The following is a 24,824-nucleotide window of genomic DNA, read 5'->3' on the forward strand; positions in this document are numbered from 1 at the left end:
GTCCTTTAAGTTCCTGTGTACCTAACATTTTAGAAACTGTTTCGCCTGAGAAGCTTACAATTGCAATACTATTTAAATCATCATATTCATTTGCATTCCATATATCTTCTATAGGGTATTTATCAGGTCTGCATGAGAAGTTTATTTCCTTAATAATTTCTAGTAGTGTTTCTTTGTTTTGTATTTTGCTAGGGACAAGATGTTTAAGTTTTTCATACTTAATGATTTCTTTAAATTCATTATTGGAAATGTATTTTTTATAAAAACACATTTGACTATTATTTTTAGAATAGAATAAAATTGTATCGTGATTTCTAATGTAGTTATTAACAGATGTTTTATATCCTGAAACCCATCCGATCCTCCAAATAATCTCTCGTTGAAAGTTTTCTCGTCCAAAAATTTCATCCATTAAAATTTTAAATAATGGACCTCGTTATAATCTAATTGAACATAAATAACACCATCATCACGCAATAATTCACGCGCGACTTCCAAGCGGTTTTTCATAAAGGTGAGCCAAGTGGAGTGATTGAAATTGTCGTTATAATTGAAACTGTCATTGCCCGTGTTGTAGGGTGGATCAATATAAATCAGTTTCACCTTACCTTTAAATTGGGCGTGGAGTGAGTGCAGAGCAATCAGGTTGTTGCCTTTAATGATGAGATTTTCAGCCAGTGTGCCGTCATCATGGCGTTTTAGAGAATCAATCGTCTGTGCGCCGTCGGCGGTGTAGCGAGTGAAATGGGCGAGTGATTTGCGATCAAAAAGGCGGTCTAGCTCATCAAAGGCGAGAATGCGATTAAAGAAAATTTCTTGACGTTTGCGCGTTTTTTGCGTGTAGGCTGTTGCCGATCCGATCCGATCCGATCCCTGAATTGCGTTCAAAATAGCACTCTTCGCGTTCTTCTGAGCTTTGCCCACCGCTCAACACGCAATCTTTGAACGGAAAGTCTAACACAATATCAGTACTGTCTTTTAAAAAGCGCGTGCCGTCGGTTAGTCCAATGCGGTTTTTAAAGCGAGTGTAGGAGTGGCTTATTTTACGCTGTGACAAGAAAAATTGAAAGTCTTGCTGTTTGAACACCCATGCGTCGCCCACTTGGGTGAAAAAGTGGCGTTTAAGCACTGAGTTATCTAAAAGTGCGGTTAAAATCGCAACGTCGTGTTTGTCGAGCTTGTCGAGCAAAAGGTTGTGCGCAAGTTCAGTCTTGGCTTCATCTGCCCACACCCCATCACAACCGCTAAGTGCGGTCTTGAGTTCTGAAAAAAGTTGAGATTGTTCCATGGTAGCCCTTGTCAATGGTAAAAATGGTTATTTGTGTTGCGTGCAACTGTGGCAAAACGATTTGAATTTTCTATTTTACCCAATAATCACCCGCTTGGGGAAACAATCTTTGTGAGAAAAACCGCACTTTTTTAAAGTGCGGTTTGCTTTTTTGTGAAACTTGATTTTATAAAGTGCGATTTTTTGTGATCTGACTCTAAGATTTGATTTTTGTTTCTTTTCTTTTTATTTCGACTGCTTATTATATGGGCTATGTGAAAGTAAACGTAAGCTTTCAGTGATTCATATTGCAGGAGAATGTTATGTCTAGAAAATTGAGCGTGGCCTATTGCTTAGTGGCCAGTGCGTTGGCCGCCAGTGCGGCGCTGGCCGAGGGGGCTAAATTCCCAACGTATTCCTTTGAACAAAACGACGTGGCAGCGTTTAGCGCCAAGCAGGGCAAGCTGAGCGTGAGCGACGCCCACTACAAAGACGGCAGCCACTCGCTGGTGTGGGATTTTGCCGCGGATGACACGCTGACCTTGACCACCGCGATTGATTTGAGCAATGATGACGACATCCTGCCGCGCACCTTTATGGCGTGGGTGTATAACCCGAAAGCGATTGATGCGCCGCTGACATTCGCCTTTGAACAAGGCGACAAGGCGGTGAAATCGTTTGAGTTCAACCTCAACTTCACCGGCTGGCGCGGAATTGCGGTGCCGTTTCGTGACATGACAGGCGCAGGCGCAGAGCACGCCGATCGCTTGGTGGTGCGCGCACCTAAACAGGCGGGCAAGCTCTTTTTTGACCAATTGATGCTCAACATCCCGGTGGATAACCGCAACCCAATTCCGGATTATCAAGCACGCTTTGTCAACCCGAAAGTCAACACCTCGGTGAACAAAAACTGGAATGCGCTGTTGATGTATGATGATATGCTCAGCAAGCACGTACCGCACTTGAAGTTTGACGGCAAATTCAGCGACCAAGGCAAGACCCATGCGCTGTATGAAAAATTTACTAAATTCATGGGCGTGAGTGACGCCGACGTGAGCGCCGACAAGGTGAAAGAAAACCTCGACGCCTACGCCAAATTTGGCATCAAACGTGATGACAAGGGCAACATTGTGGGCAAGATGATGGACTTCCCGGCCCGTCAAAAATTCATGAAAAACGCCGATGTGTTCGACAAACCAGCGCAGGATTTTTATCTCGATGCAATCCAAATGCGTGATTTGGGCAAAACCTTGCTGCAAAGCGCCAAATTGCTGAAAGCGAAAAACTTAAATACAGCCGACAAGCAACAACTTGAGCAGCAATTTTTGCTCGCCACTCAGTATATTTTCGACCAAGGCTTTGTGCGCGGCAGTGGGTATCAAATCATCACCCACTTAGGCTATCAATCCCGCGAGATGTTTGATGCTTGGTTCCTCGCGCGTGATTTGCTGGCGCAAAACAACCTGCTTGAGCAAGCCCAAGGCGCGATGATGTGGTACAACGGCACAGGGCGCATTTTTGAAAGCGATGACGAGATTGTCTCCGCCAATGTGGACATCCTCAACACCCAATTGCAATGGATGGTGAAAAGCATTTTGCTGATCCCTGATGTGGCGCAACGTGAAGAGCTGCTCACGCAACTGTCAAGCTGGTTGAGCAAAACCATTATGCAATCCAAAGGCGTGGCTGGCGGCTTCAAGCCAGATGGCTCAATTTTCCACCACTCACAGCACTACACCGCTTATGCCAAGGATGCCTTCAGCGGCTTGGCGCCAACCATTTATGTGCTCAGCGGCACCGATTATGCCATCAGCAAAGCGGCGCATAAACGCTTAGACGACGTGCTGTATAAAATGTGGGTTTACACCAAAGACACCAACATCCCAGTGGTGCTCAGCGGCCGCCACCCAACCGGCAAATTCAAAATTGCCGATGCGCCATTTAAATGGATGGCACTGGCAGGCGAAGTGGACAACCCAAGCCAAATCAACAAAACCTTCGCGGGCATTTATGCCGCGCTGAAAGGCGAAAAAGCCTTTGAAGGCGTGCCCGCCATTCAAGAGCCAGAAGGCGCTTGGGCGATGAACTATGCCTCCATGGCGTTGCAACGCCGCCACGGTGAAGACGCCAACAAATCCTGGCTTGCCGTGGCGCGTGGCTTTAGCCGCTATTTGGTGGGCAACGAAAGCTACGAGGCGAACAACCGCTACGGCCGCTATTTGCAATACGGCCAATTGGAGCTGATTCCGTCTGACTTTGCTAAATATGCCTTTAGTTACAACGGCTGGAACTGGAACCGCTTCCCGGGCACCACCACCATTCAATTGCCGTTTCGTCAACTCAAATCGCAACTCAACCAGCTGCCAGCCGCTGGCCTTGAGGAGATGCTGCTGTCAACCGAAACCTACGCAGGCGCCAATGCGCTGGATAACAACAGCATGTATGCCGTCAAACTCCACGGGCACAGCAAATATGACCAAGAGTCGTTTGTGGCAAACAAATCGTATTTTATGTTCGACAACCGCATTGTGGCGCTGGGGTCAAACATTCAAGACGATGACAGCCAAAACCCAACGCAAACCACCTTGTTCCAAGCTTCAGTGGCGCACAATCAGCCAATTTTGGTCAACGGCACCGAGATCAACAAACTCGGTGAATCCATGCAGTTTAACGGCGAGGCGTTGACGCTGGCTGATCCTGCGGGCAACTACTACTATGTGCCAAAAGGCCAAAATGTAGACGTGACCTACGAAGTGCAAAAATCCGTTGACGGACGCAACGACAAAGAAACCGAAGGCAATTTTGCCAGTGCGGTCATCAACCACGGCAAAGCGCCGAAAAACGCCGGCTATGAATATGCCATTGTGGTTGAACCAAAAATGCCACAGCAGCCAGCCTACCAAGTGCTTGCCCGCACCGACAAACTGCACGCCGTGCGGGATGACAAATCCGGCATGGAGGGCTACGCCTTCTTCGACAAAGCCGAGCAAAACCAAGGCGGCGTGGTGTTGAGTGCAGACAACCCAGTGATGGTGCTGACCAAAGCCCACGACAACGCGCTCGATGTGTCTGTCGTGAACCCTGACTTGGCCTTCTACCAAGGTGTGGAAGACGACCAAGTGAAAAACGGCAAACAAGCGGAGGTGAGCATTTATTCCCGCGCGTGGCGTGCGAGCGAATCCCAAGCGCAATCCTCACAAGTGACTTTGAAAGGCCACTGGGCACTGGCGGGCGAATCACACTGTGCGAAAGTGCAAAGTGCGGGTGACAATACCACACTGAGCACCACCACCCGTGATGCCACACCGTGTCAGGTCAACTTAACGGAGCAAAAATAACCCCTAACAGTGGCAGCGTGCTGCCACATTGAAACAACAGGAGCATGTATGAAAAAACATTAACCCTTTCTTTGCTGGCGTGCGCATTGGCCGCCAACGTGTATGCCGCCAACACTGGCGACAGCTACAATGTGGTGTATAACAACCAAGCGCCAACTTTGGATGGCAAACTCGACGACGGTGTGTGGAAAAACGTGAAAGCGATCACTGACTTCTCCAACCCGTGGGTGGAAGACAAAATGCCATCAACCGAGTTCAAAGCCTATCACGATGACAAAAACCTCTATTTTGCCTTTGACGTGGTGGACCCAAACGTGGTGGTTTACGACCAAACCGATCATGAATGGATGGTAGCGCGTGAAGACCGCGTTGAGCTCTTCATGGCGCCAGGTGCGATTGACCAAGCCAACGCCGATGGCAGCTACCCGAAATACATGGCGTTAGAGATGGACTACAAAGGGCGTGCGCTTTCAATGCTGCGTGATTCACAAAAAAATGTGAATGCTGAGTGGAACCCAAGCACCCTTGAGCTGAAAGGCGAACGCACCGACAAAGGCTATGTGCTTGAAGGCCAAATCTCCCTCAAAGAGCTCAATGACTTAGGCTTGATTAAAGACAACACCATCCAAGCCGGTGTTTACCGCGCTGAATTCAGCATTATTGAAGGCAAAGGTAAAGAGCGCGCAGATTGGATCACATGGGTCAACCCACAAACCGAAAAACCGAACTTCCACATCAATTCATCGTTCGGCAAATTTGTGCTTGAACCGAAAAAATAAGCCACACAAAAACAAAACCGCACTATACCGTGCGGTTTTTTTTATATCAAAGTGCGGTCACACCTCAAGCGCTTGGCTGAGATCGGCCAAAATATCATCAATATGCTCAATCCCCACACTCAAGCGCACCATGTCGGCGCCGACGCCTGCCTCACGCAGCTCGTCATCGCTCATTTGGCGGTGAGTGGTGCTGGCTGGGTGGCAGGCGAGGGATTTGGCATCACCAATATTGACAAGGCGCACGATGAGTTTGAGCTTGTCGATAAAGCGCGCGCCAGCCTCACGCCCACCTTTAATGCCAAAGCTCAACAGCCCTGAGGCTTTGCCTTTAAAGTCACGCTGAATTAAGGCATGATAATCGCTCGATTCCAGCGCAGGGTAGTTCACCCACGAGACTTGCGGGTGCTGTTGCAAAAATTGCGCGACTTTCAGCGCGTTTTCACAGTGGCGTTCCATGCGCAGGCTTAGCGTTTCCAGCCCTTGCAGCAGCAAAAAGGCGCTCATTGGGCTCAATGCCGCACCAGAGTTGCGCAGTGCCACCACACGCAGGTAGGCAATGAAGGCGGCGTTTTCAAAATAGTCGCAATAAGTGATGCCGTGATAGGACGGATCCGGCGTGGTGAATTGGCTAAAGCGCGTGTTTTGCCGCCAGTCAAAGGTGCCGCCATCAATAATCGCGCCGCCAATGGTGGTGCCGTGGCCGCCGATGTATTTGGTCAACGAATGTACCACAATGTCTGCGCCCAATTTCAGCGGGTTACACAACGCAGGCGACGGCACGGTGTTGTCGACCACTAATGGCACGCCGCATTGGTGTGCCAGTTTTGACACCTGCGGCAAATCAAGCACGTTAATCGCGGGGTTGCCGATGCTTTCGCAATAGACAAGCTTGGTTTGTTTGTCCGCCAGTGCAGTGATTTCGTCAGGCTGATCAGGGTTGAAAAACCGCACTTCAACACCTTGCTTTTTCAAGGTTTGGGTGAAGTAGGTATAAGTGCCGCCATAGAGCGTGCGGCTGGCGATGATGTTGTCACCACTTTCCACCAGCGCTTCCACGGCGTACATAATCGCCGCCATGCCGCTGGACACTGCCAGTGCCGCAATCCCGCCTTCTAGCTGGGCAATGCGCTCCTCAAGTACCGCGGTGGTCGGGTTCATAATGCGGGTGTAGATGTTGCCGGGGGTTTTGAGGTCAAACAAATCGGCGCCGTGTTGCGTGTTGTCAAAGGCATAACTGGCGGTTTGATAAATTGGCACAGCCACCGCTTTGGTGGTTTGCTCTGGCGTGTAGCCCGCGTGCAGGGCAATGGTTTCAGCTTTCATAAATGCTCCAATTGAGTGAAAAGTGCTCTCAGTGTAGCGCAACTTGGCGCAAGAAAAAACCGCACTTTGCAAAAGTGCGGTTTGTGGTATCAAAGTGCGGTGTTAGCCAAGCACTTTTTTCACCGCTTGGCCAATTTCGGCCAGGCTGCGCACGGTGGTCACGCCTGCGTCTTCAAGGGCGCGGAATTTGTCATCGGCGGTGCCTTTGCCGCCGCTGATGATAGCTCCTGCGTGGCCCATGCGTTTGCCTTTTGGCGCGGTGACGCCGGCAATGTAGGCCACCACAGGCTTGCTGACGTGCTCTTTAATGAACGCGGCGGCTTCTTCTTCAGCGCTGCCGCCGATTTCGCCAATCAGCACAATGGCTTTGGTTTCGTCGTCTTGCTCAAAGAGTTTGAGAATGTCGATAAAGTTCGAGCCTGGGATTGGGTCGCCACCAATGCCGACACAGCTTGATTGCCCCAAGCCGCAATCGGTGGTTTGTTTCACCGCTTCATAGGTCAGTGTGCCGGAGCGCGAGACAATGCCGACTTTGCCTTTTTGGTGAATGCTGCCAGGCATAATGCCGATTTTGCACTCATCAGGGGTGATCACACCTGGGCAGTTCGGGCCAATCATGCGCACGCCCGTTTCGTTCAAGCGCTGTTTCACGGCCAGCATATCCAGCGTTGGGATGCCTTCAGTGATGCAAATCACCAGCTCAATGCCCGCGTCAATCGCCTCCAAAATGGCGTCTTTACAGCCTGGTGCTGGCACATAAATCACGCTGGCGGTCGCGCCTGTTTGCGCCACGGCTTCTTTCACGGTGTTGAACACCGGCAGGCCTAAGTGGGTGGTGCCGCCTTTGCCAGGGGAGACGCCGCCGACCAGCTGCGTGCCGTATTCCAGTGCTTGCTCAGAGTGGAAGGTGCCTTGGCCGCCGGTGAACCCTTGGCAGATCACTTTGGTGTTTTTATCAATTAAAATAGACATTATTTGCCCTCCGCAGCTGAAACAACACGTTGCGCGGCATCGGTGAGGCTGTCTGCCGCAATGATATTAAGCCCACTGTCGGCCAAAATTTGGCGGCCGTTTTCAGCGTTGTTGCCCTCAAGGCGCACCACAACCGGAATGGTCACCCCCACCTCGTTGACGGCCGCGATGATGCCGTTGGCAATCAAATCACAGCGCACAATGCCACCGAAGATGTTGACCAACACGGCTTTAACGTGTTTGTCTGACAAAATGATTTTAAACGCCTCGGCCACGCGCTCTTTGGTGGCGCCACCGCCAACATCCAAAAAGTTGGCCGGCTCCCCGCCGTGGAGTTTGATGATGTCCATGGTGCCCATCGCCAAGCCCGCGCCGTTGACCATACAACCGATGTTGCCGTCAAGCGCAACGTAGTTGAGCTGCCATTTTTCGGCTAACGATTCGCGCTCATCTTCTTGGCTTGGGTCGTTGAACGCGTCCAAATCCGCGTGGCGGTAGGTGGCGTTGCTGTCGGTGATGATTTTGGCATCCAAGCACAGCAGGTCACCACTGTCTAAAATCACCAGCGGGTTGATTTCAATCAGGGCGAGATCTTTTTCAACAAACAATTTGCCCAGTTGCACAATCAAGTGGGTGAACTGCTTGAGTTGTTCTTTGTTCAGCCCCAAAGCAAAGCCTAATTGGCGCGCTTGGAAGGGCTGCACGCCATAAAGCGGGCTGAAGCTGACTTTGTGCAGCAGCTCTGGCGTTTTGGCGGCCACTTCTTCAATGTCCATGCCGCCCTCGGTGGAGGCCATGAAGGTGATCGCCTGTTGGCTGCGGTCAAGCACCGCACTGAGGTATAACTCTTTGGCGATTGCCGAGCAGCGCTCAAGATAAATGGTGTTGACCGGCTGGCCGTGTTTGTCGGTTTGAAAGGTGACTAAATTTTTGCCAAACCACTGCTCGGCAAAGGCACGAATATCGTCTTTGCTTTCAACCAATTTCACCCCGCCAGCTTTGCCGCGGCCACCGGCGTGCACTTGGCATTTGATCACCAGCCGCGGGTCACCGAGTTTGTCGGCGGCCTCAAAGAGTTCGTCCACCGTTTTGCAGGCGTAGCCGTCTGGCACGGGGATGTCATATTGCGAAAAAAGCTGTTTGCTTTGATATTCGTGTAGATTCATAGTGTATCCTTTCGTCGTTTTAGGGCAAAAGTGAACGTAGGCATAAGCACCTTATGCCTACAAGAAGTTAGATTTCAAGTAAGATGCGAGTTGGGTCTTCCAACAGCTCTTTGATGGTGACCAAAAAGCCGACCGACTCACGCCCGTCGATCAAACGGTGATCGTAAGACAAGGCCAAATACATCATTGGGCGAATCACCACCTCACCATTGACGGCAACTGGGCGCTCTTTGATCGCGTGCATGCCCAAAATCGCACTTTGTGGTGGGTTGATGATTGGGGTTGACATCAATGAGCCAAACACGCCACCGTTGGTAATGGTGAAGTTGCCGCCAGTGAGCTCGTCTACAGTCAATTTGCCATCACGGCCTTTAATTGCCAGCTCTTTGATCTTTTTCTCGATCTCCGCCATGGAGAGTTTGTCGCAGTCTTTCAGCACAGGGGTCACCAGCCCGCGCGGGGTAGACACGGCAATCGAGATGTCAAAGTAGTTGTGATAAACCACGTCATCGCCGTCAATCGAGGCGTTGACTTCAGGGTAGCGTTTAAGCGCTTCAACCACCGCTTTAATGTAAAACGACATAAAGCCAAGGCGGATGTCGTTGCGTTTTTCAAACTGCTCGCCGTAGGTTTTGCGCAGCTGCATAATCGGTGACATATCCACCTCGTTGAAGGTGGTGAGCATCGCGGTGGAGTTTTTCGCCTCCAGCAAGCGCTCTGCCACACGTTTGCGCAGGCGTGTCATTGGCACGCGTTTTTCGCTGCGGTTAGCCATCGCAACAGAACTATCGGTGCCGTCACTATGAACCGCACTTTGGCTTTTTTCAACATAGGCTTGCACGTCTTCACGGGTGATGCGGCCGCCCACGCCAGAGCCTTTGATTTGGCTGGCGTCAAGGTTGTGTTCAGCCAACAAGCGGCGAACAGACGGGCTGATGCTGTCGTTGCTGGCGTCTTCTTCAATCGCGCCGCCGTGGCGTTGCGCTGGGGTGGCCTCACTGCTTTCCACTTTGGCGTTGGTTTGGGTGCCGGCGGCCGATTGTGGGCTGAGTTTGCCCAGCACTTGGCTGCTGGTGACGGTTGCGCCTTCATCTTCGGCAATGCTTTCAATTACGCCATCAGCGGTGGCAGGCACTTCCAGCACCACTTTGTCGGTTTCAATTTCAACGATGATCTCATCGCGCGAGACGCTGTCGCCCACTTTTTTGTGCCAGGTGGCAACGGTGGCATCAGCAACGGATTCAGGTAATACAGGGGTTAAAATCTCAATAGTGCTCATTGTTTAATCCTTAATAACAGTCATTCGGTTACACATTCAACGCTTGCTCAACTAATGCTTTTTGTTGCGCATTATGCAGTGATGCAAAGCCTGTTGCAGGAGAAGCTGATGCCGCTCGCCCTACATAATTTAAACTTGCGCCATCAGGCAGTGATGTGCGGAAGTTGTGCTGGCTACAATACCAAGCCCCTTGGTTAAGCGGCTCTTCTTGACACCAGATAAAATCTTTCACGTGTTGGTATTGCGCCAACACCGCTTGCACCTCTTGGGTTGGGTAAGGGTAGAGCTGCTCAATACGGATGATGGCCACGTTGTCTTGGCCTTTTTCGCGGCGTTTTTCCAACAAGTCGTAATACACTTTGCCCGCGCACAGCACCACGCGTTTCACCGCGGTTGGATCGAGCGCGTCCACCTCTGGCAACACCGGCTGGAAGGTGCCGTTGAGCAACTCATCCATCTCAGAGATAGCCAGCGGGTGGCGCAGCAGTGATTTTGGTGTCAGCGCAATCAGTGGCCGGCGCATTGGGCGCAGCATTTGCCGGCGCAGCATGTGATAAACCTGCGCAGGGGTTGACGGCACGCACACTTGAATATTTTGCTCAGCGCACAGCTGCAAATAACGCTCTAAACGGGCAGAGGAGTGCTCAGGGCCTTGGCCTTCATAGCCGTGTGGTAACAGCATGGTCAAGCCGCACATCCGGCCCCATTTTTGCTCGCCTGAGCTGATGAACTGGTCAATCACCACTTGTGCCACGTTGGCAAAATCACCAAATTGCGCCTCCCAAATCACCAGAGTTTTCGGATCCGAGGTGGCGTAGCCGTATTCATAAGCCAGCACCGCCTCTTCTGACAGCACGGAATCCCACACCTCAAAGCGGCCTTGTTGTTGGTGCAAGTGCTGCAACGGGATGTAATAGGTGCCATCTTCTTGATTGTGCATCACCGCGTGGCGGTGGAAGAAGGTGCCACGGCCTGAGTCTTCACCCGAGAGGCGAATGGCGTTGCCATCGTCAAGCAAGGTGGCGTAGGCCATGATCTCTGCCATGCCCCAGTCGAGCGGTTTTTCGCCCGCGGCCATCAGCTCGCGGTCTTGATAGATTTTTTTCACGCGGTTGTGCAATTTGTGCTCTTGCGGATACATGCACACTTTTTTCGCCAGCTGCATAAAGCGCTCTTTGTCGAACGTGCTATCAAAGGCCGCCGTCCAATCGTGGTTGAGATACGGCAGCCAGGTGAGTGAAGTGCGGTCAATCTCGCGCCACTCTTTCACCACGCGCTCACCGTTATCCAGCGCGTCGCGGTATTCATTGACCATCTCAAAAGTTTGATCGTCGCTAACCACGTTTTCAGCCACTAGGCGGTCGGCATAGACTTTGCGCGGGGTTGGGTGTTTTTTGATGGCTTTATACATCATCGGCTGCGTGGCAGACGGCTCATCAGCCTCATTGTGGCCATGGCGGCGATAAGAGACCAAATCAATGAAGATATCGCGTTTAAATTTGGCGCGGAACTCCACCGCCATGCGCGCGGCATATACCACCGCTTCAGGGTCGTCGCCGTTGACGTGAATCACCGGCGCATCCACCATTTTGGCAATATCCGTGCAGTATTCGGTTGAGCGGGTGTCGCCACGATAAGAGGTGGTGAAACCAATGCGGTTGTTGATCACAACGCGAATGGTGCCGCCAATGGTGTAGCCACGGGTGGCAGACATATTCAAGGTTTCTTGCACAATGCCTTGGCCGGTCACGGCGGAGTCACCATGCACAGTGATGCCGAGCACTTTGTCGTGAGTTTCATCATTGAGCCGTGTTTGGCGTGAGCGCACCGAGCCAATGACAACAGGGCTGACAATTTCCAAGTGCGATGGGTTGAACGCCAGCGACAAATGCACGTCGCCTGATTCGGTGTGGAAGTTAGACGAAAACCCTTGGTGGTATTTCACATCCCCTGTGCGCTCTTCATTGCTGTGCTTGCCGGCAAACTCATCAAAGAGCTCAACAGGCTTTTTGCCCAGCACGTTAACCAGCATATTCAGCCGCCCGCGGTGGGCCATGCCCATCACAATATCTTGCGCGCCAAATTTGCCCGCATGGCGGATGATCTCTTTCATCAATGGGATGAACGCATCACTGCCCTCAAGCGAAAAGCGCTTAGCACCTGGGAATTTTGCGCCTAAATAGCGCTCAAGCCCTTCGGCGGCGGTCAGCTCTTGCAAGTAGGTGATCTTCTCTTCTTGACTAAAGTGCGGTTTGGCGATGCGTGCTTCCATCTTCTTTTGCAGCCAGTCGCGCATTTCCACATTGTGCACGTGCATAAACTCCAGCCCGATGGTGCCGCAGTAGGTGGCGTGGAGTTTTTCAGACAGCTCACGCAAGGTGATGTTTTCTTGGTCGTAAACATAACGCCCGATGTTAAACTCTTCATCGAGGTTTTTGTCTTCAAGGCCATAGAATTGATAATCGAGGTTTGGCACCGACAACCGCTGCCACATTTTCAGCGGGTCAAGGTCGGCGCGCAGGTGCCCACGGTAGCGGTAGGCATTGATGTATTGCAAAATGCGCACCAAACGCTGGCTGGCGCTTGGGTCAATGATGGTGAGGGTGCCTTTGTTGTTAGTGTTCTCGCGCGCAAGCTCGCGAAAATAATCCCGCACGGGGCTGTGTGCTTGCTCTGGCAGCTGTGGCGCTGGCCATTGGTCAAAAATCTCGCGCCAGCTGCTGTCAATACTTTTGGGGTCGTTTAGGTAATCTTCATAGAGTTGCTCAATGTAACTTTGATTGGCACCACCTAAGGCGCTGGTGTCAATCCAGTCTTGCATGGCATGATTTTGTTGCATAAATTTAGACCTTTTTCTATCCACGATTCGGGGTTAGTGTACCGCTAATTATCTTCTAACACACGGCTGTGTGTTAAAAATATAACGCAAGTTGTCATCAATGGTGAAATTATACCTAAAAATTTTTTTTATAATGTGACGAGCCTAGAATTTTTTACAAAAAAGTAACAAATTAATCATTTCAGGCTTTAATTTTTGATGATAAAGGGCTAAATTGTTAGCAGGTTAATAAAAAAGCCCCCTTATTTGTTGGGCAAAAGTGCGGTTTTTGCTGCACCTTGTGGTTAACAGGACAATAACAAAGGAGTAAGTATGTCAGAACTGAAAGCAACGCTGTCTATTAGTGATGGTCGTCAATTTGAGCTTAACGTGGAACAAGGCTCACTGGGTTATGATGCCGTTGACGTGCAGCCATTGGTGAAAAATCAACTGTTCACCTTTGACCCTGGGTTTATGTCCACCGCGTCGTGCAAATCGCAAATCACCTACATCGACGGCGAGCAGGGCATGTTGCTCCATCGTGGCTACCCAATTGAGGAGCTGGCCGAGCACGCTGACTACCTTGAAGTGTCCTATTTGTTGCTGTTCGGCGAGCGCCCAACCAAGGAGCAATACATCGCCTTTAGCAACCGCGTGAAAAAACATGAACTGGTGCACGAGCAAATCTCGCGCTTCTTCCACGGCTTCCGTCGAGATTCTCACCCGATGGCGATCATGTGTGGGGTCAGCGGCGCGCTGGCGGCGTTCTACCATGACTCCACCGATGTGGCTAATCCGTATCACCGTGAGCTGACGGCGTATCGCCTGCTGGCGAAAATGCCAACGCTGGCGGCGATGTGTTATAAATATTCCATCGGCCAGCCGTTTATGTACCCACAACGTCATTTGTCCTTCTCGGGCAACTTCTTGTATATGATGTTTGCCACCCCATGCGAGCCGTATGTGGTCAACCCTGTGTTGGAAAAGGCGATGGATCGCATCTTTATTCTCCATGCCGACCACGAGCAAAACGCCTCCACCTCCACCGTGCGCACCGCTGCGTCATCAGGCGCGAACCCATTTGCCTGTATTGCTGCGGGCATCGCGTCACTGTGGGGGCCAGCACACGGCGGCGCGAACGAGGCGTGCATTAACATGCTTGAAGAGATCGGCACCGTTGATCGCATCCCGGAATACATCGCCAAAGCGAAAGACAAAAACGACCCATTCCGTTTGATGGGCTTTGGCCACCGCGTGTACAAAAACTACGATCCACGCGCCAAAGTGATGCGCAAAACCTGTCACGAAGTGCTCAAAGAGCTCAACGTGCAAAACCCACTGCTCGACGTGGCGATGGAGCTTGAGCGCATTGCATTGAGCGATCCGTATTTTAAAGATCACAAACTCTACCCGAACGTGGACTTCTACTCCGGCATCATTCTCAAAGCGATCGGCATCCCAGTGTCGATGTTCACCGTGATGTTTGCGCTTGCGCGTACCGTCGGCTGGATTGCGCACTGGAAGGAAATGTACAACGACGGCGCGATCCGCATCGTGCGCCCACGCCAAGTCTATGTGGGGCATGAAAAACGCGAGTTCACCCCGTTGGATAAATCCTAATCTAACCGCACTTTGATAAAAACCGCACGTTAAAGTGCGGTTTTTTTAGCTGATGTGAATGCGATTGTTGTGCTCAAACACCTCGGCGCGGTAGTCGTAAAGCGCGTGGATCGTCTGCGCCGTCATCAACGCTTTGGTTTCACCCAAGCCGACCAACTCACCACGGCGCAGTAGCAAGAGTTTGTCGCAATAACGGCTAACGAGGTTGAGATCATGCAGCACGATCAACACTACGTGGGTTTTCGCCAACGCTTGCGTGAGGGTGAGGAAGTGGTGCTGATGTTTGAGATCCAGCGCGCTGGTGGGCTCATCCAGCAGCACTAATTTCGGCGTGTGGCTCCCTTGAATTTGCGCCCACACCCGTGCGGCGTGCACCCGTTGTTTTTCCCCACCGGAGAGGTGCAGGTAGTTTTGCTGCTTAAGTGCGGTTATCTCAAATTGCGCCAAGGCATGGTCTACCACCGCACTTTTGTTTTTCACCCTGGGGTGCATCATCACGCCCATTTCGACAATCTCTTGCACGCTCAACGCAAACGCCATCTGGCTATGTTGCGGCATAAACGCCATGTGCTGCGCGCGTTGCGCTTCATTCATTTTGCTCAACGCCATCTCACGCCAGGTGATTTCCCCTTTATGAGCGATGTTTTGCCCAATGGTTTTCAGCAGCGTTGATTTGCCCGCGCCATTGGCGCCAATAATGCCCACACAGCAGGGGGCGTCGAGTGTGACACTCAGTGGCGAGAGCAACATTTTGCCGCTTACTTCAGCTGACACCTGATTGAGCTTAAGCATTAGACTTTTCCTTTTAACTTGAGCAACAACGCGATGAAAAACGGCGCACCTAAAAGTGCGGTGATGATGCCAATCGGCACTTCTGCCGGTGGCGCAATGGCGCGCGCGAGAATGTCGGCAAACAATAACAACACCGCACCCATCAAGCTGCTGGCCGGGATCAGCACTTTGTGATTGGCGCCAAGCAGGCCGCGACAAATGTGCGGCACCACCAGCCCAACAAAGCCGATGATCCCCGCCACCGCCACCGCCATGCCAATGGCCAGCGCGGTGAAAAAGATGCACTGGCGCTTAACGCGCTCAATATTCACGCCCAAATGCTGCGCCTCAATATCTCCCAGCAACAGCGCATTGAGCGCATGCGCCAGGCGGCGAAAGCGCAGCAACACAATGGCGAGCACCAGCCATGTCAGCAACACGTGCCAATAATTGCTTTGCGCCAGTGAGCCTAGCTGCCAGGTGGTGAGATCGCGCAGTGCGCGGTCGTCGGCGATGTACTGCAACAAGCCGAGCAGCGCAAAGGCAATCGAGCCAATGGCAATTCCGCCGAGCAGCATCAGCGTCATTTGCGAGCCGTATTGCGTTTGGCCTAAGCGATACACAAACAAGGTGATCAGCAAACTGCCCACAAAGGCAAACACCGAGGTGATGCCAAGCTGCACGCCAAAAAGGGAGGCCGGCAGCAGCACAATGGCAATGCCAGCCCCGAGTGCAGCGCCCGCGCTCACGCCGATGATGCCAGGGTCAGCCAAAGGGTTGCGAAAAAGCCCTTGCAGCACCGCACCCGAGCAGCCCAAAATCGCCCCAATAGCCAGTGCGTTGAGCGTGCGCGGCAGGCGCAATTGCTGCAAAATAAACACCGTGGCCTCATCACCTTGGCCCAAAAGTGCGCTCGCCAGTTGAGCAACATCGAGCTTCACCGCGCCCGTGCTTAATGACAGCAGGCTCAAGGCCAGCAGCAGCGCGGTGGTCATCAACCCAAAGGCGAGTGGGGAGAGCAGCTTCATCATCGGCAAGCAGGGTTTTGCGCAATCGCTCGTTGCAGCCGCACGCTTTCTGCCAGTGAGCTTAAGTTAAAGCCACCGAGCAGCGCTTGGCCGTTGACGGTGAAAATGCATTGATTTTGCGTTGCTTTCAATTGGCTCAAAAACGGGTATTTCGTCAAAATGCCGTTGAGATCCTGCGCTAGGCTGCGCTCTGAAATCAGCACCACTTTCGGCTGCTCGGCAATCAAGGTTTCAATGCCGTAGGGGTAATAATTCGTCTTGCCTTTGGCGATGTTGCTCAGCCCAATGAGCTCAAACATGCCATTGGCCGTGGTGGCATCGCCGCCGGCAAACAGCGCGCCCTTTTCGCCTAAAAAGAGGAACACCGCGCGTTGCCCGCCTTGCTTGCCGCGGGCTAATTGCGCTTGTTGCTGCGCCACTTGGTCTAGCAAAACCGCACTTTGTGATTTTTTATCAAGCTGCTCGCCCAAGGTGCGAATGTGCGCGCTGAGGTCTGACACATTGTGCTGCGCGCCATCGAGCACCACCACCGCAATGCCCGCTTGCTTGAGTTGCGACAGCACCACCTCAGGCCCCATCTCCTCACTGCCAATCACCACTGTCGGTTTCAGCGCGATAATCCCCTCCGCGGCAAGCTTGCGCTGATAGCCCAGCACCGGCAAATTGCGCGCCTTGGCAAAGGCCTTGCTGGTGGAATCCACCGCCACAATCTCCTCGCCAGCGCCAAGCGCATCAATCAACTGCGTTACCCCAAAGCCCACCGACACCACTCGCTGTGCTTCGTGCGCCACTGCGCCAGCGGAAACCGCCAACATCAAAAGTACGGTTAGTAAATTTTTCATGGTTGCTCCTTAAAGTGCGGTCAAACCGCACTTTGCTTATTTATCACGGCTCGCGCCAAAGGCGATGCGTTCTTCACCGCCACCAATTTGGCCGACAATTTCGTCTGCATTAGGGCCTGCGAATGTGCCGCCGTAGTTTTGGCTCGCGACTTCTTTATCACCATCCATCCACGCGACATTGTCACTAGCGCCTTTGCCAAAACTCATGGTGCCGTTTTCGCTCACTTCAATTTTGGTTGGTTTTAAGATCAAATCTTGCTTGGTGAGATCAATGCCTTTTTGCGTTGGCATATCATCGTCATCTGTGTAGCGCCAGTTGTATTTGGTGAACCCATCTTGACGCGCGGTCACTTTGCCATCGATCATTTTGGTGTCAAAATTCACATTCAAATTGACATCCCCCATATAACCTTGCGTTGGTGTTTTACCATCGGGGCCATCAACATAGCCCAGGGTGTGGCCTGAATAGGTAGCCGTGCCTTTTTGCTGTGCAAATTGCGCTTCGGTGGTTGGGTTGGCCACAAAGAGCGCAACATTTTCAGGGGTAATATGCTCACCATATTCGATTCTTGTCATCTCAGGCACAAATGTGGCATAGCTGGAGTAAGATTGATTCACAAATTGGAATTTACCCAGCAGTGTACCGTCATCTGCTTTGACTTCCAGGTATTGTGCCTTTTGTGGATCAATTTCCCCTTTTTGCAAAAAATCACTTTCTTTGAGTGCATCAGCCAATAATACGTTTTTCTTGTTTTAGGATTCATGAATTCTCTTGAATCACCTGCGTTGTAGTAGAATGCTGTTCCATCCTTAATAAGTGGATTAAACGCATCATATGCAGCAACAATATCCTTGGTTGTTTTAGGGATGCTAACACTGCGATTCTCCAAGCCATTTACCACCTCAGGCTTAGCAGGTTCAGCTGGCTCGGCAGGTTTCTCAGGTTCAGCAGGCTTCGCTGGCTCGGCAGGTTCGGCAGGTTCGGCAGGTTTTACAGGTTCAGCAGGCTTCGCGGGCTCAGCCGGTTTTGTTGGCTCAGCAGGCTTTGCGGGCTCAGCAGGTTTTGCGGGATCAGCAGGCTTTGCGGGCTCCGCAGGTTTAGCCGGCTCTGCAGGTTTAGCCGGTGTGGTGGCGTGCGGGTTGTTTGCCGCACTTTTGTCTAAACTGTAATCGGTCGAGCTAGATGAGCACGCGCTTAGTGCCAGCACAAGGCTGGCGGCAAGGGTGAGTTTGGTCATAGTCATAGTGTCTCCTTAGGTTAAAAGCGGACTTCAGCGCCGAGATAAAAGGTTCTGCCACGGGCTGAGTTGGTGAATGAGAATACATCGTTTTGGTTGCTGTCCACGCTGTATTGCGATGCGGTGGAGTTGAGGCTGTTGAGCGCTTCAACGTAGTTTTTGTTCATCACATTTTGCACTGAGGCTTTAAGCAAAATGTATTTGTTGAACTGATAATTGGCGTAGGCATCCACAATGATCGGCACTTTTGGCATGTCTTGCACCAAGGTGTCGTTGCCCTCGGCATAGGCCACTGTCAAGCCATTTGGCTTGGTGCGTTGGTTTTTGCCGGTGTATTTAAAAATGGTGCCCAAGGTCAAAGTGCGGTCAAGCAGTCGCCCGCCCAGTTCAAGGGAGCCGTAGCTCGCCGGCAGTGTGGTCACACCCACGGTGCCAAAGCCTGTGCCCACGGTGGAGGTGACATCCAGCGGTTCGTTGGATTTGATATAACTTAAATCCAAGCGTGCAAAGGCAAAGCCTGCGTCATAGTTCATATCCAGCTCAATGCCACGGCGTTTGATAGTATTGATGGAATTGGTATAAACCTGAAAATGGTTAAGCGCGCGTGGGTCACTAATTGGCACCGATTGCCCATCTTTGGAATAATAAAAACTTTGTTGTAGATGTAATCACGCACGCTGCTGTAAAACGCGGTAAATTTGAGGCCAAAGAAATCATCGTTGACCCACAGATTGTCTTTGTGAATATTAAAGCCCAATTGGAATGTGTTACCTTTTTCTGGCTTCAAGAACGGGTTCATTGAGCCACCACTTTGGTGGTTAAAAAAGATCTCGTTTAAATTGGGCGCGCGGGAGGTGTAGGCATAGCTCACATAGGGTGTCAGCCAGCTATTGGCTTTCCAAGAGAGCATCATACTCGGTTTTAAAATGCTTTGGGTCAGCTTCATGTGTGCTGCGCCTTGTGGGAAGCAAGGGCTTTCCTCACAGGCGGGCTTATAGCCTTTGGTGACAGACTGGCTGTAAGCAAGGTTGGTGTCTAAGATAAAGCGCGACCATTCGGATTCCAATGCGGCATAGGCGCTGCGCATTTTCTGCTCGCCTGTTGGCGCAAAGGGGGTGTAGTTGTAGTTATCTTGATTGACCGCAACCGCACTTTTGCTGTATTTGTTGCTGAGGTAATTCAGCCCCACGGTCAAGGTATTTTGCGCGCCCAGCGCATCAAAGGCCATTTTATTGCTTAGATCAAGATAATCTGAGGTGTTTTTGGTTTTGGCATCTGCAATTTGCCAAATATTGGCATCATTATTGAAAATTTGCTGGTTAGTGCTTTTTGCTGCCAGCAACTGCACCTCCACCCAAGGGGAAACAGGGGTGTAGTGATAATCAACAATGTAGCTGTTGTGCTCGGTTTCACGCCCGCCCACATTGTTGCGGTAGCCATTGTGGCTGAGCTTGATGAAATGATCATTGTTTGCCTTCAATTCCACTTTCGCCAGCCACGAGCGCGGGCGTTGGTCAAGGCGTTTCACGTAGTCATTGCTGCTGGAAAAGGTGCCTGCACCCGTTTTGTAATTGGCTTTGCTGGAATTGCCTGAATAAGCAGCAAAGGCGCCGAGATGGCCGTTATTCTCCAGCAATGTTTTGCCACCCAGCGCTAACATGCCACCACGGCCCACGCCGTTGTTGCCGGTGTTGAATTTGGCCAAGCCACCCACGCGGTTGCTAGCAAACACCACATCGTCCACATCAAGAGTGCGGAAGTTGGCGCTGCCGTTAAGAGCATTAATATTGTGCGCGCCGTCTTTGCTAAAGCCACGTTCAACCGTGGCGCCGACGATAAAATTTGGGTCGATCATCACGCCATATTGGCTGCTTGGCCCGTAGCCCTCGCCGTCATCGCCAGCGTGGTAGCGGCTGCCAGAGTTGGATGAGGTGCCGTAAAAGGTTTGTGGCACGCCATCGACCATGGTGTTCACGCGCCCAAACCCGGTCAGCCCGCGGATATTAACACTTACCGTGCCTTGGGTTGGGTTGATATTGGTATAAGTCCCCGGCAGGGAGCGAATAGTGCTGTCAAGGGATTGCAGGGTTTTGTCGGTGGCGCCAAGGGTGCTCACCGCACCTGATTGGGTGTAGCGCTGCTGCTCGGCGGTTTTCTTCTCGCCGAGCACTTCAATGGTATCAAGTGCGGTCACGCTTTCAGCCCACAGTGCATTGGCGTAGAGCGCAAGGCAGGTGACAATCACTGCGCTGGCAATGTTATTCAATCGCATAAATTCTCCTTCAAGTTATTGGGGTGCGTTTTGTTCTTGTTTTAAAAAAAAGAGATAACTGGCAATATTACGCTGCAGCCGGCCATAGCGCCCATGCCCTTGGCTGTGGCCGCCTTCGCGCTCGATATGGAGCAAAATCGGCATTTCGCTGGTGGTGTTTTCACGCAATTTGGTGACAAAATTAACGCTCTCTTTAAGCGGCACGCGGCTGTCTTGCTCACCGCTTATCACGAGCAGTGCAGGGTAGGGCTGCGTGCTGATGTTTTGCATGGGCGAATAGCTTTTGATGTAGGCCATATCGGCCGGGTTATTGGCATCTCCCCACTCTTCGCTTTCTTGCGCGCCAAGGCCATCGGGCGATTGCAAGGCGTTGAGCACATCCACAAACGGCACTTGCAACACCACCGCCTTAAACAGCGTAGGCGCTTGGTTCATGGCACCTGCGATGGCCAAGGCACCCGCACTTTCACCCAAGGCATAAAGATGCGTGGTGTGAAAGCGCTCAGCCAGTGCGCGCGCGGCATCAACGGTGTCGTTAAGCGTATTTAGCTTATGCTTTTTGCGCCCTTGCGCGTGCCAGTCAATGCCCAGCTCGCCACCGCCGCGCACATGGGCGATGGCATACACAAACCCGCGGTCAAGCAAGCTTTGGTACCCTGTGCCAAAAGTCGGCTCAAAACTAAAGCCATAGGCACCATAGGCTGTGAGCAACACCGGCGTATTTTTAGCCTTAAGTTGGGATTGTTTATAAATCAGCGACACAGGCACCTTGGTGCCATCGCGCGCGGTGATAAACGTGTATTCACTGTGATAATCGCCCTCAAGTGCGGTGGGCTTGTCAAGCCACTGCGCGGTGTTGAGGTCAAAGCGCAGGTGCGTTTTCGGTGTGAGCATGGCGGTGTAGTTGAAATCCAAAATGCCCTGCGCCATCTGCTCACCGCGTTGCAGCCAAGCGAGATAATTGCCATCAAAAAACGGGATTTGCCCAACTGATTGTGGTGCGTTTTTAGCCCAATAGCGGTACTGGCTCACGCCGTTTGACCGCACTTTCACCACCATCCAGCGCGGCAAAATAGTGAAACTCTCCAGCAGCTCATCGCCGTGGGTTTCGTAACGCAGCTGCCAAGGCGCGTTGAGATCGCGTGTATAAAATAATGCAAAGTGCGGTTTGTGCGCGTTGGCACGGATATAAAAGCCATCATCGGTGTGGTCAAGGTAATACTCAACACCCTGTTCACGCGCTTTAAATACGCGCAATTGGGGCACGGCTGCCGTGAGGTCAAGCACACGGGTTTCGGATTGATCTTGGCCCGCAATGTCGAGTAGCAAATAGCGCTTGGATTGCGCGCGCGACAAACTTAATAAAAGCGCGGGTCGGGCTCTTGATAAATCAGGCGATCGCGCGCTTGCACCGTGCCGATCGTGTGTTGATATAACCCCAAAGTGCGGTGCGTTTGAGGGTCAACGCGCAAATAATAGAGCTGCTGGCCATTGGCCGCCCACACCATGTCGCCGGTGGTGTTTTCAAGCTCAGGGGTGAAGGCATCGGCGCCCATCGCGGCGATTGAGATGCGGTAAAGCTCGCGCCCCGTGGTGTCTTCAGCAATCGCAACCATTTTGTTATCCGCGCTGATGGCAGGCGGCAACAGCTGGTAATAGCTCTGCTGGGCCGCGCGGACATCACCGTTAACGATAGTTTGCCACTTGTCTGTGCCGAGCGGTGCGCGCTCAAAGTGCGGGTAGCGCTGGCTGAGGCTTTTGCGGTAGCGATAATCGCCGTCAACCCAGGTTTGCACCGCACTTTGGTGGTGAATACGCGCGCGCATTTCTGTTTCTAGCGTGTTTTTCAACGCGGCCTCATCGGCAAAATAGTGCGCCGTTTGTGCGTTTTCTTGCGTGATGATTGAAGCCATTTCATCACCATAGGCATAAACGCTGAACAACAAGGAGAGCAGAGCAAGGCAGGCTTTCATCGAATCTCCCAGATATAATCGGCTTCACCCGCGCGCACACGCTGGCGATCATCGGTCATGATCACCGTGGCATAGCGGTGTTTTTGGTAGTCATCAAGGTGCACGGGCACGCCGAAAAAGCGGCTGGTGTGAAAGCGCCCGGCAATCAGCAAGCCCCGTTGGTGATTGGGTGTGGCCTCCACCAAGGTTTGCGCCATGCGGCGGTCTCTAAATTGCTGCACACTCACCAAATTTGCTAAGGTGGCATCATCCAGCTTGCCGTGGCTTTGGGTGATAATCCTAGCAATCTGCGCTTTAACCTCGGCGGTGGTGGAGCGTGTACCGTTGAGCGGATAGGCGCCTTGCATGACGGTGTTGATCTCCTCACGGGTGAGGTTGCCACCTAAAAGTGCGGTTGGTGAGCGCGCAATGTCTGTCACCAGCGCGTGGTATTGTGCCCAATCCCATTTTTCATCCCACCCCAGCAGGCAGGCGATGCACTCGCTATCCGTAATGCGATCAGCGCGAATATGGTGCTGGGCGTGGGTAAGTTGTGCATTTTGCGCACTCGGTAACATCTCCAGCACCACGATGGCTAACCCGTTAGGTTGTGCGCTCAAGGCATTGAACAGCTGCACTTCAGCCTGGTGGTGTAGTGCGTTGTCGTGCACTTCACCGAGCAAGATATAATCGACCTGCGCCAAATCGGCCAGCATGGCATCAAAGGTGATTGGCTGATGATCGCGGTTATACAATTGGCTACTTTGCGGCGTTTGTTGCGCACAGCTTGCGATCAAAACCGTGATCAAAACCCAGAACGTGGAGGAAATCCATTTCATAACATTAACAATTGAGAAAAAGAATGATAATAATTATTATTTGATCCCGATAGCGAAGTCAAGTTTTTTAATCACTGCGATTGTTGTCATCAATCAAAACTAAGGCCTTAAATTTTATACGGTTTTTACGGAGCAATTTTTGTTTGCTTTTGTTTGGATTATTTATTTATAATGAGAATCGTTTTTATTCAAGTATAATTTGAGGTTTTGATGAGTGATTTGAAGGCGGCGGTGGCGCAGTTGTTGGCGCAAACGCCGGAGATGAATACGTTGGATTTGGCCGCTCAGCTTGAGGTGGGCGAGGGCAGTGTGATTTTGGCGTTGTCTGAAAAATGGGTCACCGTGCTTGGCGGCGAGCAGTGCGAGGCGTTGCTCACGGCGCTGACCCAATGGGGCGATTTGGTTACGATCATTGAAAAAGAAGGCTCGATTTTTGAAGTCAAGCAGCCCTTCCCGCAGGGGCGCAATGGCTACGGTTATTACAATTTGAATATGCATGGCGGCACGCCAACGGGCTCGCTTTATGGCCATTTAAAACTCAGCCAGGTAGACAAAATCGCGCTGGTGAGCAAGCCGTTTCGCGGTAAAGAGAGCTACGCCTTTGCGTTTATCACAAAGTGCGGTCAGGTGATGTTCAAAATTTATCTTGGCCGCGACGACAAGCGCGAGCTGATTGCCTCACAAGTGAGCAAGTTTAAACAATTATTAGCCACAAAACCATTAACTAAGGATTATCCATGGAAGATCGTCAAACGCGTTTGCAAAATAAAATTGGGCCTGAAATTCAAGAGCTGAAGGACCATTGCCGCACCATTATGCTCGCCACAGTCGATGAGCACGGCCAGCCGAATGTGAGCTATGCGCCTTTTGTGCTCAATGATCGTGGCTATTATGTGTTTATTTCAGACATTGCGCGCCATGCCCGCAACCTTAAGCAAAACCCGCGGGTGTCGTTGATGTTGATTGAAGATGAAGAAAAATCCCGCCAAATTTTTGCTCGCCGACGCCTGTCGTTTGACGCCGCCGTCGAGGTGGTGGCGTTTGACAGTGATGAATGGCAACAAGGCACGCAAGCACTGCGTGAGCGCCACGGCGAGGTGATGGATCACTTGATCAAAATGCAAGATTTCACCTTGTTTAATTTGATTCCTGAAAAAGGGCTGTTTGTCAAAGGCTTTGGCCAAGCCTTCCAGGTTGACCCCAATGATCTTGTCGGCATGGTGCATCTTGATCAAGGCCATATTGAGCGCGATGTGCGTGGCCACGTGGAACGTGAGCGCGCTTAACGCAAAACGTAAAATAGCAAATAAAGGCAACGTT

The 24,824-nt window shown here is 51.7% G+C and carries 20 protein-coding genes and 2 pseudogenes; 5 read left to right on the top strand and 17 right to left on the bottom strand.

The window, feature by feature from the left end; translation table 11 throughout:
- Together HPC37_RS10955 and HPC37_RS10965 are read right to left on the bottom strand one after the other, a co-directional pair.
- A pseudogene (locus HPC37_RS10955) lies at positions 1–603 on the bottom strand (DNA methyltransferase); the annotation flags it as partial.
- A gap of 199 nt (positions 604–802) precedes the next feature.
- Positions 803–1,288 carry a site-specific DNA-methyltransferase gene (locus tag HPC37_RS10965; protein ID WP_235961611.1) on the bottom strand — a complete coding sequence of 162 codons (486 nt, stop codon included), beginning with the start codon at positions 1,286–1,288 and terminating at the stop codon, positions 803–805.
- Between the two features lie 302 nt (positions 1,289–1,590).
- Between HPC37_RS10965 and HPC37_RS07620 the strand changes: the two genes are divergently transcribed.
- The gene (locus tag HPC37_RS07620) at positions 1,591–4,605 is read left to right on the top strand and encodes a chondroitinase family polysaccharide lyase (protein WP_208122564.1); all 3,015 of its coding nucleotides are present in this window, start codon (positions 1,591–1,593) and stop codon (positions 4,603–4,605) included.
- Between the two features lie 44 nt (positions 4,606–4,649).
- The gene (locus tag HPC37_RS07625) at positions 4,650–5,384 is read left to right on the top strand and encodes a carbohydrate-binding family 9-like protein (RefSeq protein WP_208122565.1); all 735 of its coding nucleotides are present in this window, start codon (positions 4,650–4,652) and stop codon (positions 5,382–5,384) included.
- Positions 5,385–5,441: 57 nt separating this feature from the next.
- On the opposite strand, the gene HPC37_RS07630 is transcribed toward HPC37_RS07625, so the two are convergent.
- From HPC37_RS07630 to sucA, 5 genes are all read right to left on the bottom strand, one after another.
- Complete coding sequence (locus HPC37_RS07630; RefSeq protein ID WP_208122566.1) at positions 5,442–6,707, bottom strand: O-acetylhomoserine aminocarboxypropyltransferase/cysteine synthase family protein; 1,266 nt, start codon at positions 6,705–6,707, stop codon at positions 5,442–5,444.
- 102 nt (positions 6,708–6,809) lie between these two features.
- Complete coding sequence (gene sucD, locus HPC37_RS07635) at positions 6,810–7,679, bottom strand: succinate--CoA ligase subunit alpha (RefSeq protein WP_208122567.1); 870 nt, start codon at positions 7,677–7,679, stop codon at positions 6,810–6,812.
- Positions 7,679–8,845 (bottom strand): ADP-forming succinate--CoA ligase subunit beta, encoded by a 1,167-nt coding sequence (sucC, locus tag HPC37_RS07640; RefSeq protein ID WP_208122568.1) that lies wholly within the window; start codon positions 8,843–8,845, stop codon positions 7,679–7,681. Before sucC ends, sucD begins: the two co-directional genes overlap by 1 nt.
- Positions 8,846–8,912: 67 nt before the next feature.
- A complete protein-coding gene (gene odhB, locus HPC37_RS07645) occupies positions 8,913–10,124 on the bottom strand; it encodes a 2-oxoglutarate dehydrogenase complex dihydrolipoyllysine-residue succinyltransferase (RefSeq protein ID WP_208122569.1) in 1,212 nt (403 codons plus the stop codon).
- Positions 10,125–10,152: 28 nt separating this feature from the next.
- Positions 10,153–12,963, bottom strand: coding sequence for a 2-oxoglutarate dehydrogenase E1 component (gene sucA / locus HPC37_RS07650; protein ID WP_208122570.1), 2,811 nt, complete (start codon positions 12,961–12,963; stop codon positions 10,153–10,155).
- Positions 12,964–13,275: 312 nt separating this feature from the next.
- On the opposite strand from sucA, the gene HPC37_RS07655 reads away from it, so the two are divergent.
- A complete protein-coding gene (locus tag HPC37_RS07655) occupies positions 13,276–14,562 on the top strand; it encodes a citrate synthase (RefSeq protein ID WP_208122571.1) in 1,287 nt (428 codons plus the stop codon).
- Positions 14,563–14,607: 45 nt separating this feature from the next.
- Here the strand turns inward: HPC37_RS07655 and HPC37_RS07660 are convergent, their stop codons facing one another.
- The 10 genes and pseudogenes from HPC37_RS07660 to HPC37_RS07705 all read right to left on the bottom strand — a co-directional run bounded on the left by HPC37_RS07660 (position 14,608) and on the right by HPC37_RS07705 (position 23,504).
- Positions 14,608–15,354: an ATP-binding cassette domain-containing protein gene (locus tag HPC37_RS07660; protein WP_208122572.1), complete on the bottom strand. Its 747-nt coding sequence runs from the start codon at positions 15,352–15,354 to the stop codon at positions 14,608–14,610.
- Positions 15,354–16,364: a FecCD family ABC transporter permease gene (locus HPC37_RS07665; RefSeq protein WP_235961614.1), complete on the bottom strand. Its 1,011-nt coding sequence runs from the start codon at positions 16,362–16,364 to the stop codon at positions 15,354–15,356. The genes HPC37_RS07660 and HPC37_RS07665 overlap by 1 nt, the downstream gene beginning before the upstream one ends.
- Complete coding sequence (locus HPC37_RS07670; RefSeq protein ID WP_208122573.1) at positions 16,361–17,203, bottom strand: heme/hemin ABC transporter substrate-binding protein; 843 nt, start codon at positions 17,201–17,203, stop codon at positions 16,361–16,363. The genes HPC37_RS07665 and HPC37_RS07670 overlap by 4 nt, the downstream gene beginning before the upstream one ends.
- Positions 17,204–17,239: 36 nt before the next feature.
- A complete protein-coding gene (locus HPC37_RS07675) occupies positions 17,240–17,779 on the bottom strand; it encodes a transferrin-binding protein-like solute binding protein (RefSeq protein ID WP_235961617.1) in 540 nt (179 codons plus the stop codon).
- A gap of 38 nt (positions 17,780–17,817) precedes the next feature.
- Positions 17,818–18,447, bottom strand: coding sequence for a hypothetical protein (locus tag HPC37_RS10970; protein ID WP_235961618.1), 630 nt, complete (start codon positions 18,445–18,447; stop codon positions 17,818–17,820).
- Positions 18,448–18,461: 14 nt separating this feature from the next.
- On the bottom strand, positions 18,462–18,974 hold the full coding sequence (locus HPC37_RS07685) for a porin family protein (RefSeq protein ID WP_345790022.1): 513 nt from the start codon (positions 18,972–18,974) through the stop codon (positions 18,462–18,464).
- Entirely contained in the window at positions 18,971–20,713 is a 1,743-nt protein-coding gene (locus HPC37_RS11190) for a TonB-dependent receptor domain-containing protein (protein ID WP_208122577.1), read from the bottom strand. The genes HPC37_RS07685 and HPC37_RS11190 overlap by 4 nt, the downstream gene beginning before the upstream one ends.
- A gap of 15 nt (positions 20,714–20,728) precedes the next feature.
- The gene (locus HPC37_RS07695) at positions 20,729–21,643 is read right to left on the bottom strand and encodes a prolyl oligopeptidase family serine peptidase (RefSeq protein ID WP_427915966.1); all 915 of its coding nucleotides are present in this window, start codon (positions 21,641–21,643) and stop codon (positions 20,729–20,731) included.
- Positions 21,620–22,686, bottom strand: a pseudogene (locus tag HPC37_RS11290) (S9 family peptidase); the annotation flags it as partial. The pseudogene HPC37_RS11290 and the gene HPC37_RS07695, both read right to left, overlap by 24 nt.
- Positions 22,683–23,504, bottom strand: a complete 822-nt coding sequence (locus HPC37_RS07705) for a ChaN family lipoprotein (RefSeq protein ID WP_208122580.1) — start codon at positions 23,502–23,504, stop codon at positions 22,683–22,685. The gene HPC37_RS07705 and the pseudogene HPC37_RS11290, both read right to left, overlap by 4 nt.
- Positions 23,505–23,714: 210 nt before the next feature.
- On the opposite strand from HPC37_RS07705, the gene hutX reads away from it, so the two are divergent.
- On the top strand, positions 23,715–24,299 hold the full coding sequence (gene hutX, locus HPC37_RS07710; RefSeq protein WP_208122581.1) for a heme utilization cystosolic carrier protein HutX: 585 nt from the start codon (positions 23,715–23,717) through the stop codon (positions 24,297–24,299).
- Entirely contained in the window at positions 24,242–24,790 is a 549-nt protein-coding gene (gene hutZ, locus HPC37_RS07715) for a heme utilization protein HutZ (RefSeq protein WP_208122582.1), read from the top strand. Before hutX ends, hutZ begins: the two co-directional genes overlap by 58 nt.
- Positions 24,791–24,824 lie beyond the last annotated feature (34 nt).

The organism is Spirabiliibacterium mucosae, assembly GCF_014884965.1.
GTDB lineage: Bacteria > Pseudomonadota > Gammaproteobacteria > Enterobacterales > Pasteurellaceae > Spirabiliibacterium > Spirabiliibacterium mucosae.